Source organism: Sinorhizobium mexicanum, from assembly GCF_013488225.1.
In the GTDB taxonomy this organism is placed as follows: Bacteria; Pseudomonadota; Alphaproteobacteria; order Rhizobiales; family Rhizobiaceae; genus Sinorhizobium; species Sinorhizobium mexicanum.
The window spans coordinates 1,488,607-1,501,708 of record NZ_CP041238.1 but is presented as its reverse complement, the minus strand read 5'-3'; the positions used below and the strand labels follow the sequence as shown (position 1 = coordinate 1,501,708).

The 13,102-nt window shown below is 60.7% G+C and carries 12 protein-coding genes and 1 pseudogene; 6 read left to right on the top strand and 7 right to left on the bottom strand.

Annotated features, from left to right (window positions below; genetic code table 11):
* Positions 1–221: 221 nt before the first annotated feature.
* Together FKV68_RS07040 and FKV68_RS32985 are read right to left on the bottom strand one after the other, a co-directional pair.
* The gene (locus FKV68_RS07040) at positions 222–1,379 is read right to left on the bottom strand and encodes an N-acetylmuramoyl-L-alanine amidase (protein ID WP_245181244.1); all 1,158 of its coding nucleotides are present in this window, start codon (positions 1,377–1,379) and stop codon (positions 222–224) included.
* Between the two features lie 234 nt (positions 1,380–1,613).
* A complete protein-coding gene (locus tag FKV68_RS32985; RefSeq protein ID WP_245181245.1) occupies positions 1,614–1,952 on the bottom strand; it encodes a hypothetical protein in 339 nt (112 codons plus the stop codon).
* A 246-nt stretch (positions 1,953–2,198) separates the two neighbouring features.
* Here FKV68_RS32985 and FKV68_RS07030 point away from each other — a divergent pair, with 246 nt between their 5' ends.
* The gene (locus tag FKV68_RS07030) at positions 2,199–4,982 is read left to right on the top strand and encodes an Rne/Rng family ribonuclease (RefSeq protein ID WP_180940823.1); all 2,784 of its coding nucleotides are present in this window, start codon (positions 2,199–2,201) and stop codon (positions 4,980–4,982) included.
* A 280-nt stretch (positions 4,983–5,262) separates the two neighbouring features.
* Here the strand turns inward: FKV68_RS07030 and FKV68_RS07025 are convergent, their stop codons facing one another.
* Positions 5,263–6,420, bottom strand: a complete 1,158-nt coding sequence (locus FKV68_RS07025) for a pyridoxal phosphate-dependent aminotransferase (protein ID WP_180940822.1) — start codon at positions 6,418–6,420, stop codon at positions 5,263–5,265.
* A 341-nt stretch (positions 6,421–6,761) separates the two neighbouring features.
* Here FKV68_RS07025 and FKV68_RS07020 point away from each other — a divergent pair, with 341 nt between their 5' ends.
* From FKV68_RS07020 to aat, 5 genes are all read left to right on the top strand, one after another.
* Positions 6,762–7,526, top strand: coding sequence for a DsbA family protein (locus tag FKV68_RS07020; RefSeq protein WP_180940821.1), 765 nt, complete (start codon positions 6,762–6,764; stop codon positions 7,524–7,526).
* A 156-nt stretch (positions 7,527–7,682) separates the two neighbouring features.
* On the top strand, positions 7,683–8,129 hold the full coding sequence (aroQ, locus tag FKV68_RS07015) for a type II 3-dehydroquinate dehydratase (RefSeq protein ID WP_180940820.1): 447 nt from the start codon (positions 7,683–7,685) through the stop codon (positions 8,127–8,129).
* 24 nt (positions 8,130–8,153) lie between these two features.
* Positions 8,154–8,630, top strand: coding sequence for an acetyl-CoA carboxylase biotin carboxyl carrier protein (gene accB / locus FKV68_RS07010; RefSeq protein WP_180940819.1), 477 nt, complete (start codon positions 8,154–8,156; stop codon positions 8,628–8,630).
* Positions 8,631–8,642: 12 nt separating this feature from the next.
* A complete protein-coding gene (accC, locus tag FKV68_RS07005; protein WP_180940818.1) occupies positions 8,643–9,986 on the top strand; it encodes an acetyl-CoA carboxylase biotin carboxylase subunit in 1,344 nt (447 codons plus the stop codon).
* A gap of 9 nt (positions 9,987–9,995) precedes the next feature.
* On the top strand, positions 9,996–10,610 hold the full coding sequence (gene aat / locus FKV68_RS07000; RefSeq protein ID WP_180940817.1) for a leucyl/phenylalanyl-tRNA--protein transferase: 615 nt from the start codon (positions 9,996–9,998) through the stop codon (positions 10,608–10,610).
* A 168-nt stretch (positions 10,611–10,778) separates the two neighbouring features.
* Here aat and FKV68_RS06995 read toward each other — a convergent pair whose 3' ends face one another.
* The 4 genes and pseudogenes from FKV68_RS06995 to FKV68_RS06980 form a co-directional block, all read right to left on the bottom strand.
* Entirely contained in the window at positions 10,779–11,231 is a 453-nt protein-coding gene (locus tag FKV68_RS06995) for a DUF2155 domain-containing protein (RefSeq protein WP_180940816.1), read from the bottom strand.
* Positions 11,232–11,438: 207 nt separating this feature from the next.
* Positions 11,439–11,834, bottom strand: a complete 396-nt coding sequence (locus FKV68_RS06990; protein WP_180940815.1) for an NADH:ubiquinone oxidoreductase subunit NDUFA12 — start codon at positions 11,832–11,834, stop codon at positions 11,439–11,441.
* 108 nt (positions 11,835–11,942) lie between these two features.
* Positions 11,943–12,406: pseudogene (locus FKV68_RS06985) on the bottom strand (GNAT family N-acetyltransferase).
* A 198-nt stretch (positions 12,407–12,604) separates the two neighbouring features.
* Positions 12,605–13,102 (bottom strand): GNAT family N-acetyltransferase, encoded by a 498-nt coding sequence (locus FKV68_RS06980; RefSeq protein ID WP_180940814.1) that lies wholly within the window; start codon positions 13,100–13,102, stop codon positions 12,605–12,607.

Here is a 13,102-nt window from a genome sequence, read left to right as displayed (position 1 = left end):
TGTCGCTCCCTCATATGGCGAGGAAGGTCAAGCATCAACACTGTTCCCCAACAAATCCGGGCACCTTTTTCCTAAGTGCCCGGAATGTGAGTAAAATAGGGCTGGTTTCCGATTATCCCGTGCGCATCCTGTTGAAAAGCATATCGCTGTTACCCGGGCGACACAAATCACTTCCCATACGCCGCGGGGGCTCCCGCCGATTGTGCGGAACCCGGAATTAACTAGCCGCCGTTCGCGACCGCCGTCTCGCGATAGCGTCGAACGGCCACCGCAAGCAGAGCCGACACCTTCTTGCGCCATTCCGGATCGAGCAGTTGCTTCTCATCGTCCTTATTCGAAAGGAAGCCGAGCTCGAGCAGGATGGACGGCACGTCCGGCGCCTGCAGGACACGGAAACCCGCGTGACGATGGGGATTGTTGATCAGCTTGATCTGCCCCTCGAATGACGAAACGACGGTGCGCGCGAGATTCACCGAGAAGGCCTGGGTTTCGCGTCGCGTGAGATCGATCAGGATGTCCGCCACTTCCGCCGGTTCGCTTTGCAGCGGTACGCCGGCGATCTCGTCGGACAGGTTTTCGCGCTCGGCCAAACTGGCTGCGAGATGATCGGATGCCTTGTCGGAGATGGTATAGACCGTGGCGCCGCGAATATCCTTCTGTTTCAGCGTGTCGGCGTGCACGGAGATGAACAGGTTGGCGCCTTTCTGCCGTGCGATCTGCACACGCTGCGGCAGCGACAGAAACTCGTCCTGGTCGCGGGTCAGGAATGCCTCGATACCGGCCTCGCGCTTCAGCGTCGCGACCAGTTCCTCCGCGAAGGCGAGCGTCACATGCTTTTCCTCAGTCTTCGTGACGTTGCCGATTGCGCCCGTATCGATGCCACCATGGCCGGCATCGACGGCAATGACAAAGGCGCCGGGATCCTTCACCGCGGTAACCGGCCGATCGGTCTTTGCCGCACGCGTCATTCCCGTCCATTGCTGGCCGCCGAGAAGTTCGTCGAAACGGGCCTGGTCGATCTTCTCGGCATCAAGGATGAGCCGAAAGCTCTTGCCGTCTTCTTCAGGCTTCACCTCCGCATGGCTGACTTCCACCGGCCCCTTAGCGGACAAGACCAGCCGCGACGTGCCGACCCCCATTCCCCCATAGCGGATGGCGTCGAAAAGCCCGCGTGGTTCGAGGCTCTCCGGCTTCAGTCCGAAGGACGTCTCCGGCAGGTCGACGATGACGCGGACCGGATTTGCGACATAATGGATGGAGAATTCCGGCTTGCGGTCGAATTCGACCACGATGCGCGTTCGGGCATCATCGCCAGCGATCCGGGCACCGAAGACCAGCAGCGGTTCAGCGGCCCGCATGTCAGCCGCGCTGGCGGTCATCGCAGCAAATGCAAAGGCGACTGCGCGCAGAGAGCGACGCCACAACGTCACAGATCGCAAACGTTTCGCCGAAGGCATCACTCCGGGCTCCCCATAAATTTCCTCAGATAACGCGGCCTGCCTTCCGGCAAAACCATCAACCCCTCAACCAATGAACCCTCATGGTTAACCAAATCTTGACAAAATCCTCTTGATGGCCGCGCGCAACGCGACTCGCTGGCGCGAAGGCGTTCCTTATCGATCAATTTCACCGGGGCAAGCGAATCGATCAATATTGTGGCGGCAAAGGCTTTTCCCTTGCCAATGTGACATAGAAACCATAAAAGCGTCACAAGGAGAAAGTGTTGACGGGATAGAATCGTCGGCCGGGCAGCCGGAGCTTTTCCAGAGCTTGGCGCCAGGAATGATCGAGCCGGAAGTGCCGGTTGCAAACGTATCATACCTTACGCGGCCGCAGGTATTCATCCGCCGTCGCTGCATTTCCTCCCCGTATACTGGATCGCAAATTTCCGGCGGTGGCCGGAGTTCTTGACGGTGTTTTTTCACCAGATGCCCGCAAGCGGGCGCATTCATCGGGCCTCCCCCTGGAGGTCCAGGACATTGGCATTCTTGTTTGGTCTTTGATGTGACTCAGCAGTATCGGTCAGAAGTAAAGAGGCCCCGGGACGTCACCGTTCCGGCTGTCGTCTGGCTGCTGCACCATCGCCTGCACCAAACAGGACCTTTCACATCCGGCGCAGCTTTTGACGTGTTTGACAGCCCTCCCAAGGAAGCAGGCCTGTTTGCCGTTTCACTGTTGCGCCGAGGAGCACAGCTTAGATGGCAGAGAAAATGCTTATCGATGCGTCTCACGCAGAGGAGACGCGCGTCGTTGTCGTTCGCGGGAACCGCATAGAAGAATTCGACTTCGAATCGGAACATAAGAAGCAGATCCGCGGCAATATTTACCTGGCCAAAGTGACCAGGGTGGAGCCTTCGCTCCAGGCCGCCTTCGTTGACTACGGCGGCAACCGCCACGGGTTTCTGGCTTTCGCCGAAATCCATCCGGACTATTATCAAATCCCCCTCGCCGATCGTCAGGCGCTTTTGAAGGCTGAGGCCGAAGAGGCTCGCCGCGACGACGATGTCGAGCCGGTCGAGACGGCAACCGAGCAGAAGCCGTCACCGGTCGAAGCCGAGCCGGAAACCGTTGCAGAGGTTGCCGAAGTGTCCGAGGTTGTCGAGGCAACCTCCGAGGCGCCGGAGGAAGCCGAAGCCGTCGTCGAGAAGCCGAAGGCGAAGGCAAAGCCGAAGCGCGCCCGTCGCACCAAGGCGAAGGCTGCCGAAGAAGCTTCTGAGGCGGCCGAGAGCCAGGACGCCGGCGAAGAGGGTGGCAGCGGCGAGATGGCCGCCATGGTCGACACCGATTCGATTTCCGAAGACGTCGACACGCGCCGTCGCCGTGACGACGATGATGATGACGACGACACTCATGACGGCGAAAAGGAAATCATCGAATCCGTCGGCGCCGAAGACGCCATGGAAGAGGTGCCTGACCGTCACATCCGCAAGCCCCGGAAGCAATATCGCATTCAGGAAGTGATCAAGCGCCGGCAGATCCTGCTGGTTCAGGTTGCCAAGGAAGAACGCGGCAACAAGGGTGCTGCACTCACCACCTATCTCTCGCTTGCGGGTCGCTACTCGGTTCTGATGCCGAACACAGCGCGTGGCGGTGGCATTTCCCGTAAGATCACCAACCTCCAGGACCGCAAGCGGCTCAAGGAAATCGCCCGCGGCCTCGAAGTGCCGCAGGGCATGGGCGTGATCCTGCGCACGGCCGGTGCGAACCGCACCAAGGTCGAGATCAAGCGCGACTTCGAATATCTGATGCGCCTGTGGGAAAACGTCCGCACGCTGACGCTGAATTCGACCGCACCCTGCCTCGTCTACGAGGAAGGCAGCCTGATCAAGCGTTCGATCCGCGATCTGTACAACAAAGACATCAGCGAGATCATCGTTTCCGGCGAGGAAGGCTACAAGGAAGCCAAGGGCTTCATGAAGATGCTGATGCCGAGCCATGCGAAGGTCGTGCAGCCCTATCGCGACGTGCATCCGATCTTCTCGCGCTCCGGCATCGAGGCGCAGCTCGATCGCATGCTGCAGCCGCAGGTAACGCTGAAGTCGGGCGGCTATATTATCATCAACCAGACCGAAGCGCTCGTTTCGATCGACGTCAACTCCGGCCGGTCGACCCGCGAGCACTCGATCGAGGATACTGCCCTCCAGACGAACCTGGAGGCTGCCGAGGAAGTGGCGCGGCAATTGCGTCTGCGCGACCTTGCCGGGCTTGTCGTCATCGACTTCATCGACATGGAGGAGAAGCGCAACAACCGCGCGGTCGAGAAGAAGCTCAAGGACTGCCTCAAGAACGATCGGGCGCGCATCCAGGTCGGCCGGATCTCGCATTTCGGCCTGCTCGAAATGTCGCGCCAGCGCATCCGTGCCTCGGTTCTTGAGAGCACGATGCAGACCTGCCCGCACTGCAACGGCACCGGTCACGTCCGCTCGCAGTCGTCCGTCGCACTGCATGTGTTGCGCGGCATCGAGGAGTATCTGCTCAAGAACACGACACACGACATCACCGTGCGCACGATCCCCGAAATCGCGCTGTACCTGCTCAACCAGAAGCGCGGCACGATCATGGATTACGAGCAGCGCTTCGGCGTCTCGATCATCATCGAGGCCGATGCTCACGTCGGTGCGCAGCATTTCGCGATCGACCGGGGCGAGCCGGTCGAGAATCCGGTCAAGATCGAGCAGCTTCTGCATTTCGAACCGGAACCGGAAGAAGAAGACGTCGTGATCGAGGACGATCTGGACGAGGAGGAAGCGGAAGAGACCGCGGCCGAGCGTCCGGAGCAGGCAAAGGCGCAGCAAGCCGACGAACAAGGCGGCCGCAAGCGCAAGCGCCGTCGTCGCCGCCGCGGCAAGGGCGGCGGCCAGACGCCGGAAGCGGTCGCAGCTGAAGCTGACGAGACGCTGGAGAGCATCGCCGGTGAAGCCGAAGAGGCCGAGGACGAGGAACACGCTCCGGAGGCTACCGAAGCAGCAGAGGATGGCGACAAGCGCAAGCGTCGGCGCCGCGGCAAGCGTGGCGGCCGCCGCAACAAGCTGGAAACGGCCGAAGGCGAAACCACCGGCGATCTCGCTGCGGAGGGTGCCGGCGAAGACGCCGCCGCGGAAGGAGCTGCAGAAGCGGAACCCGTAGCCGCAGACACGATTTCGGCCGAGGCTGCATCCGTGGAGATTGTGTCGGAAGAAGCGAAGCCGGCCAAGCCGAAGCGTACTCGCAAGAAGGCCGCCAAGGCCGATGCCAAGGTCGACGAGGCGGCACAGACAGCAGTCGAGGAGAAACCGGAGCCGGTAGATCCTGCAACGGAGGCTGTCGAGGAAGCCGAAGCCGATCTCGAAGGCGTGAAGCCCGCGAGGGCCAATCGTGATCTGGCGACGATCGCGTCCGAACCGGTCATCACTTCGAATGTTTCGAGCAAGACGGAGAACAACGAAGAGGAGCCTCCGAAGCCGAAAAAGGGCGGCTGGTGGCAACGTCGCGGGTTCTTCTGAGCCTCTGCATGTTTCCTTAAATCGTCACCGACTTAAGGCTAAAAACATGCAGTAATTCAAGGTGCTACAGCGTCGTTTGCGCGTCTGATAAGACGCGCGGCGCTGTAGGGATCGAGTAACCGATACGAAAAAGGCCCGGCTTCGCTCCGGGCCTTTTTCTTTGCCTGCTACGGCTACTGACGCATGTCGTTCATCGCAGTGGCGCGATCGCGGCGACGCCGCATCGTGCTCTTGGAGCGAAGATTCCAAAGACGGCCACAACACTTGGAGCGGCACTCAATCAGGCCAGCCAGCGGGCGACGCGGTCCATTGCCTCCGACATCTCGGCTGCGGATCCGGCATAGGAGAACCGCATTGTTCGGTGCCCTTCCACCGGATCGAAATCGAAACCGGGTGTCGCCGCCACATTGATCTCGGCCAGCATCCGCCGCGCAAAGGCCATGCTGTCATTGGTGAAGCGGCTGACGTCGACATAGGCATAGAAGGCGCCATCCATCGGCGAGGCGATCGCAAGGCCGATTTGCGGCAGGCGTTTCATCAGCAGCTCCCGGTTGGCGGCATAGGCTGCCTTGTAGCCGTCCAGTTCTTCACGCGCGTCGAGCGCCGCCTCGGCGGCGATCTGGGAGAGCTCCGGCGGCGAAATATAGAGGCTCTGCGCCAGGCGCTCGAAGCCGCGCACCTGCGCCTCGGGCAACACCATCCAGCCGATCCGCCAGCCGGTCATGCAGTAGTATTTCGAGAAGGAGTTGATCACGACCACGTCGTCGGTCACATCGAGCGCGGTGGCCTCTTCGCCGACGAACGTCAGACCGTGGTAGATCTCGTCGGAAATGAAGGCGATCCGCTCGGCCCGGCAATAGTCCGCGAGCGCCTTGAGACCGGCTCGGCCCGTCACGGTTCCCGTGGGGTTGGCGGGGCTTGCAAGAAGCACGCCCTTGATCGGTTTGCCGATGCGCTCCGCTGCGCGCGCGAGACTTTCCGGCGTCAGGGTGAAGCCGGTCTCCCTGCCCGCCTCGACCTCGACCACGGTTATGCCCAACGCCTGCAAGATGTTGCGGTAGGCTGGATATCCCGGACGCGCGATGGCGACGCAATCGCCCGGATCGAAGAGCGCGAGGAACGCCAGATTGAAGCCGGCCGACGAGCCCGTCGTGACTGCAATCCGCTGCGGATCGAGGGTGATGCCATGGCGGCTGTGATAGTGGCGGGCAATCGCGGTCTTCAAGGATAGCGTGCCAAGTGCGTCCGTGTAGCCCAGACGCCCATGCTCGAGGGCGCGCCTCGCTGCTTCAAGTGCCGCCTTCGGGGCCGGATGGACCGGTTGCCCCACCGCCATCGAGATGACTGGATGGCCGGCATCGCGCCGCCGCGTGGCTTCCGCCAGCACATCCATGGCATGAAAGGGCTCGACGGCACTGCGTTTCGACATCTGTGTCAATGCAAATCCTCTGCTGCATGGCTTCCTTAAATCCTAGTCGATTTAAGGATAAGAACATGCAGCCATTCAAAGTGCTACAGCGTCCTCTGCGCGTCCGTAAGACGCGCGGCGCTGTAGAGCGGGACCGTATCAGCGCCCCTTTGCCTGATCATTTCGCCCTTCACAAGTGCGAGAGTGCCGCATTTCCGCCGATTTTGCCGTTTCGTTTCGCCGCGGCGCATCCTATGCTCGCATCAAGAGACTGCGCGAATTTTGGAAAATTGTTGTCTTTCAAAGACGCACATTGACGCAACCGTGCGAAATGAACGACAGACAGAGTACGGAAAGACAACGAGGAAAGAATGACCTTCAAGACGATGATCGCCGCCGGAACGCTGCTTGCCCTTGGTGCCAGCGTAGCCTTGCCGCAGACAGCCGCTGCGCTCGATGCAAAGCAGAAAGAAGAGTTCGGCGCCTTCATCAAGGAATATCTGCTCGCCAATCCGGAGGTCATGCTCGAAGTGCAGGAGGCGCTTTCGGCCAAACAGCGCGCCAAGCAACAAGAAGCGGCCGAAGCGGCGATCGCCGCGAACAAGAAGGCGATCTTCCAATCCAAGTACGACGTCACCCTCGGCAATCCCGACGGTGATGTAACGATCGTCGAGTTCTACGATTACAACTGCGGCTATTGCAAACGGGCGCTCTCCGACATGGATCAAATCCTGAAGACGGACAAGAATGTCCGTTTCGTACTGAAGGAATTGCCGATCCTTGGACCGGACTCCCTTGCCGCCCACAAGGTCAGTGCCGCTTTCCGCCTGATCGCTCCCGAGAAATACGGCGACTTCCACCGCGCCCTGCTCGGCGGCGAGGAGCGGGCGACGGAGGAAACGGCGATTGCCGTTGCGGCAAAACTCGGCGTCACCGAGGAGCAGCTGCGAGCGAAAATGGAAAAGGAGCCGCAGGACTCGGCCGTGCGCGAGTCCTATTCGCTCGCAAATGAACTCGGCATCACCGGTACACCGTCCTATGTAGTCGGCAACGAAGCCGTCTTCGGGGCCGTCGGGGCCGACGAGATCGCCACGAAGGTGGAAAACATGCGCAGCTGCGGCAAAACCGTCTGCTGAGCCCGCGAAACTCCGCAAAATGTGAAGGACCTTCCTCAGGTCGCGCTCCCCTCAAACGCCATCACTTGTGGACAAAATCCCCGGGGACCCAAGGGGCTTTCCCTCGCGGGGTCATCAGTCTATAGGTAACCCTCCATCATCGGACCGGAATCCCTTATGCCCTCGACGATTTTTGTGCTGAACGGCCCCAACCTGAACGCGCTCGGCAAGCGCGAACCGGGCATTTATGGCGGCCAAACGCTCTCCGATATCGAGGCCATGTGCAGGTCCGAGGGAAAGTTGGTGGGCTTCGACGTCGACTTCCGACAGTCGAACCACGAAGGCACCCTTGTCGACTGGCTGCACGAAGCCGGCGACAAGGCCGCCGGCGTTGCGATCAACCCCGGCGCCTATGGCCACACGTCGATTGCAATGCATGACGCAATTCGTGCGATTACGGTTCCCGTGGTGGAACTGCATCTTTCCAATATCCATGCGCGCGAGGAATTCCGCCACAAGTCGATGATCGCGCCAGCCGTCAAGGGCGTGATCTGCGGCTTCGGCGCACAGAGTTACATTCTGGCGCTGCATGCGCTAAAGAACCTGACGGACAAGTCGAAATAAGAAGAACACGAGGCTCATATTCCCATGGCTGAAAAGAAACCGGGTATCGACCAGGCGCTGATCCGCGATCTCGCCAATATCCTCAAGGATACCGACCTGACCGAGATCGAGGTGGAGCAGGAAGACTTGCGCATCCGCGTTTCGCGCAACGGAACGCCCGTCGCGATGCCGATGCCGGCAATGCCCACTTATCAAGCGCCGCCCCCGGTCGCCGTCGCACAGCCCGGCGTGGCATCGCAGCCGGCTGCCGAGAGCGGCCGCAGTTCCAAGAATGCCGTAACCGCCCCCATGGTCGGGACGGCGTATCTGGCTCCGGCCCCGGGCGCTCGCCCGTTCATCGAAGTCGGCGCAATGGTCAAGGAAGGCCAGACGATCCTGATCATCGAGGCGATGAAGACGATGAACCAGATTCCGGCACCACGCGCCGGCAAGGTCACCGAAATTCTCGTTCAGGATGCGGCCCCGGTCGAATATGGCGAACCCCTGATCGTGATCGAGTAAGGCACGGTGGCGATGATCTCGAAAATCCTCATTGCCAATCGCGGCGAAATCGCCCTGCGGGTGCTGCGTGCCTGCAAGGAGCTCGGCATCGCAACCGTTGCCGTGCACTCGACGGCTGACAGCGATGCGATGCATGTTCGGCTCGCGGACGAAAGCGTCTGCATCGGACCGCCGCCGTCACGCGAGAGCTATCTGAATATCCATCAGATCGTCGCCGCCTGTGAAATCACCGGCGCGGATGCAGTGCATCCCGGCTACGGCTTTCTCTCGGAGAACGCCAAGTTCGCGGATATCCTCGACGCGCATGATATCACCTTCATTGGTCCGACGGCCGAGCACATCCGCCTGATGGGCGACAAGATCACCGCCAAGAAGACGGCGCAGGCGCTTGGCATTCCGGTCGTTCCCGGTTCCGATGGCGAAGTGAAGCCTGAGAATGCGCTTGAAGTCGCCCGCAAGATCGGCTTCCCGGTGCTGATCAAGGCGACGGCGGGCGGCGGCGGGCGCGGCATGAAGGTCGCAAGAACCGAAGCCGACCTCGAGCATGCCGTCGCGACGGCGCGCTCCGAAGCGGCAGCAGCGTTCGGCAACGACGCCGTCTATATGGAAAAGTTTCTCGGCAAGCCGCGTCATATCGAGGTTCAGGTCGTCGGCGACGGCGAAGGCAATGCGATCCATCTCGGCGAGCGCGACTGCTCGCTGCAGCGCCGTCACCAGAAGGTCTGGGAAGAAGCCAACTCCCCTGCCCTCAACGTCGACCAGCGCATGAAGATCGGCCAGGTCTGCGCCGATGCGATGAAGAAGATGAAATATCGCGGCGCCGGCACGATCGAGTTCCTCTACGAGAATGGCGAGTTCTATTTCATCGAAATGAACACGCGCCTGCAGGTGGAGCACCCGATTACCGAAGCGATCACGGGCATCGATCTCGTGCACGAGCAGATTCGCGTCGCCTCCGGCGCCGGTCTCTCCGTCAAGCAGGAAGATGTCGTCTTCTCGGGCCACGCAATCGAGTGCCGGATCAATGCGGAGGACCCGCGCACCTTTGTGCCCTCCCCGGGCACAATCACGCATTTCCACGCACCGGGCGGCCTCGGCGTGCGCGTCGACAGCGGCGCCTATCAGGGCTACCGCATTCCGCCCTATTACGACAGTCTGATCGGCAAGCTGATCGTCCACGGCCGAACGCGTGTCGAGTGCATGATGCGGCTTCGCCGCGTGCTCGATGAGTTCGTTATTGACGGCATCAAGACGACCCTGCCGCTGTTCCAGGACCTGATCAACAATCAGGACATCGCCAACGGTGACTACGACATCCACTGGCTGGAGCATCATCTGGCCGCAACATCCGCATAGGACAAAGAATTGAAAGGGACGCGCAGCAAACAACCGGACATAACGCCGGACATGTTGCTGCGCGCCTATTCGATCGGCCTCTTCCCGATGGCCGACTCGGCCGACGACCCGGAACTCTTCTGGGTCGAGCCGGAAATACGCGGGATCATACCGCTCGACGCCTTCCACATTTCACGGAGCCTGGCGAAGACGATCCGTCGGCGCCCGTTCGAGATCCGCTACAACACCGCTTTCGAAGCGGTGATCGATGGATGCGCGAAGCCCGCGCCGGACCGGCCGACGACCTGGATCAACGACAAGATCCGTTCGCTCTACGCCGCCCTTCACCGAATGGGTTACGCCCACAGCGTCGAAGCTTGGCAGGATAACGCCCTCGTCGGCGGTCTCTATGGCGTCTCGCTCGGCGCCGCCTTCTTCGGCGAGAGCATGTTCTCGCTGCGCAGCGATGCCTCGAAGATTTGCCTTGTCCATCTTGTCGAACGGCTGAGGGCGAAGGGATTTCAACTCCTCGACACGCAGTTCACGACGGAACACCTGAAATCCTTCGGTGCAATCGATGTGCCCAAAGCCGAGTACGAGATTTTGCTGGCAAAGGCGATGGCCTCGCGGGACCTGGCCTTTTAACCGCGCTCAATCGGCGGGCAGCGATCCTTACCGGTCTGATAGGATGCGGCGCTACTGCATGTGTCCTTAAATCGTAGCCGATTTAGACGAAAACATGCAGCAATTCAAAGTGCTCCAGCGTCCTTTGCGCGTCTCATAAGGCGCACGGCTCTGTAGACGAGCGATAGATTATTGCTTCGCTGCCGTGTCCGGCGGCGGCAGGTCGGAGGTCGCCTTGCAGGACTGCAGCCAGACGTCATAGACGGGGTGCTCGACCGCATTCAGGCCTGGGCTGTCAGCGAACATCCAGCCCGTGAAGATGCGCCTGATCTTGCGGTCAAGCGTGATCTCGTCAACCTCCACGAAGGTCGTCGTCTTCGGGGCCTCGGTGTCGTCGCGGCTGTAGCAGACGCGTGGGGTAACCTGCAGCGCGCCGAACTGCACGGTTTCGCCGATATAGACATCGAACGTGGTGATGCGGCCGGTGATCTTGTCGATACCGGAAAAGACCGCAACGGAATTGTCAAGACGCGTTGCCCGCGCAAGGTCGGTGAAGGACATCAACGGCAGCGCCATCAGGAGCGCAAGGCCTGTTCGACGGGCCGCCAGGCCGATCAAATTCTGCAGACAGAAACCTGCCATTCCGCCAGTCCCCCGCGCTTCCTATTCGTTCTTGGAGCGGTTCGTTTCCGATTGAAACACCAACCAACTCGAACTCTTCGTTTTCCGCCTTTCCGGATGGCGAACCGATTCCCCCGGAACTGCTCCAGGCTCAGGCGCTAAACCGGAAATGTGGCTGCGCCGTGATCGACGGGGTTCGTTCACATCCTGCGCGGGTGAAACCGTAACTCAGGAGCGCGGCGTCCAGGCGTCGTAGTCGCCAGTCACCCGTGGGCGCTCGCCCGCGCCGGCGATCGATCCCTTCGGGCGATAGGCCTGCGCCGTGCCGGTCGGGTTCGCACGGTGCGGCTTCTGCCACGCCCTCGGCGCGTATTTCTCGTCGGCAGGGGAAACGTCCGTGCGGTGATGCATCCAGCCGTGCCAGCCAGCCGGGATGGCTGACGCCTCGGCAGGGCCGTTATAGATCACCCAGCGCCGCGTACGGCCTTCGGAGTCGGTGCCGCCCTGATAGTAGACGTTGCCGAATTCGTCCTCACCCACGCGCTTGCCAAAGCGCCACGTATGAAAACGCGTACCGATCGTCTGTTCGTTCCACCAGGTGAAAATCTGCAGCAGAAGCTTCATGGGTGTCTTCCTTCACCGGCCGTTGGGAAGGCAGCCGGACATCAATATCATGCTCCCGCTTATGCCCCGCCACTCCTGCCTTGTCCAGTGATTCCGCTTTGCCGCCGGTCATTTCACCTGCATCTTGAAGCCGAAATGACTGCGCTCGAAACCAAGGCGCTCGTAGAAGCGATGAGCGTCGACGCGCAGGGCGTTCGAGGTCAGTTGGACCTTTTCTGCTCCCCGCGCTCGCGGCTCGGCAATCGCGTGGCGAACCATGCGTTCGCCGATGCCGCGGCCACGCATGTCTTCGCGCGTTTGCACGGCCTCGATAACCAGGCTCGAGCTGCCACGCCCGGGAAGCGATGTCAGAAGCGCAGTCTGAAAGGTCCCGACGACCTCGCCATCGAGGTGGGCCACATACAACGTCTGATGGGGCGATCGACCGATCTCCTCGAACGCGGCAAGATAATCGCCAAAGGCTTCCGGCTCGGTCGTGTCACCGTGCCCGCCCAACCGGTCGTTCGCAAAAGGGCAATGATCGCAGGCAGGTCGCCGCGCTCGGCTTGTCGGATTTCAAAATCGATCGTCATTTCTGGTTTCCTGTGCGTCCTGCCGCGCAACAATCAGCAGGAGGCAACAGTTTCATGACAATCGCCGTGCATCGCATCTCGATAGATCGCATGGGCTACAGCGCCGCGCGTCTTAACAGACGCGCAAAGGACGCTGTAGCACTTTGAATTGCTGCACGTTTTTATCCTTAAATCGTCCACGATTTAAGGAAACGTGCACTAGGAAAGCCTCTTCTCAAGGATCAGCGCTGGCACGCCCGATTCCTCGTCTCCGCAATTCGCCGTCTTTCCGACTTCGGCAAAGCCATGCGCCCGATAGAACGCGAGAGCGTGAAGGTTCTGCGGCTCGACTTCCAGCCGCATGCGCTCCGCATCGGGAAAACAGGTTTCGAGTTCGGCGAACATGTCGCGGCCGATGCCCTGCCTCTGATATTTCGGGAGGACGTAAAGCTGGTGAAGGACGACCGTTTTCACCAGCGTGTCCGACATCGCCGCATACCCCATGCCGGCAAGCTCGCTGCCATTGTCGGCAACGACGAATTCGGCATTCTTTCGTTGCAGGCGCTTTTTCAGCGCATCGACCGAATGCCATCTGGCGGTGAGTTCATTGACCTTGTCAATGCCGTAAAACGTGTCGTAGGTCGCGTGCCACGTCTCGGCCAGCAGAACGCGGACCTTTTCCAGGTCGCGCTCGCTGGCCGTGCGGACGAAGAACAT

What these genes read in the sequence shown, in the direction of transcription:
- FKV68_RS07040 (WP_245181244.1), bottom strand. Translation starts at nt 1,379, where the DNA reads ATGACCGCCAGCGCGGCTGACATGCGGGCCGCTGAACCGCTGCTGGTC.
- FKV68_RS32985 (WP_245181245.1), bottom strand. Translation starts at nt 1,952, where the DNA reads ATGAATGCGCCCGCTTGCGGGCATCTGGTGAAAAAACACCGTCAAGAA.
- FKV68_RS07030 (WP_180940823.1), top strand. Translation starts at nt 2,199, where the DNA reads ATGGCAGAGAAAATGCTTATCGATGCGTCTCACGCAGAGGAGACGCGC.
- FKV68_RS07020 (WP_180940821.1), top strand. Translation starts at nt 6,762, where the DNA reads ATGACCTTCAAGACGATGATCGCCGCCGGAACGCTGCTTGCCCTTGGT.
- aroQ (WP_180940820.1), top strand. Translation starts at nt 7,683, where the DNA reads ATGCCCTCGACGATTTTTGTGCTGAACGGCCCCAACCTGAACGCGCTC.
- accB (WP_180940819.1), top strand. Translation starts at nt 8,154, where the DNA reads ATGGCTGAAAAGAAACCGGGTATCGACCAGGCGCTGATCCGCGATCTC.
- accC (WP_180940818.1), top strand. Translation starts at nt 8,643, where the DNA reads ATGATCTCGAAAATCCTCATTGCCAATCGCGGCGAAATCGCCCTGCGG.
- FKV68_RS06995 (WP_180940816.1), bottom strand. Translation starts at nt 11,231, where the DNA reads ATGGCAGGTTTCTGTCTGCAGAATTTGATCGGCCTGGCGGCCCGTCGA.
- FKV68_RS06990 (WP_180940815.1), bottom strand. Translation starts at nt 11,834, where the DNA reads ATGAAGCTTCTGCTGCAGATTTTCACCTGGTGGAACGAACAGACGATC.
- FKV68_RS06980 (WP_180940814.1), bottom strand. Translation starts at nt 13,102, where the DNA reads ATGTTCTTCGTCCGCACGGCCAGCGAGCGCGACCTGGAAAAGGTCCGC.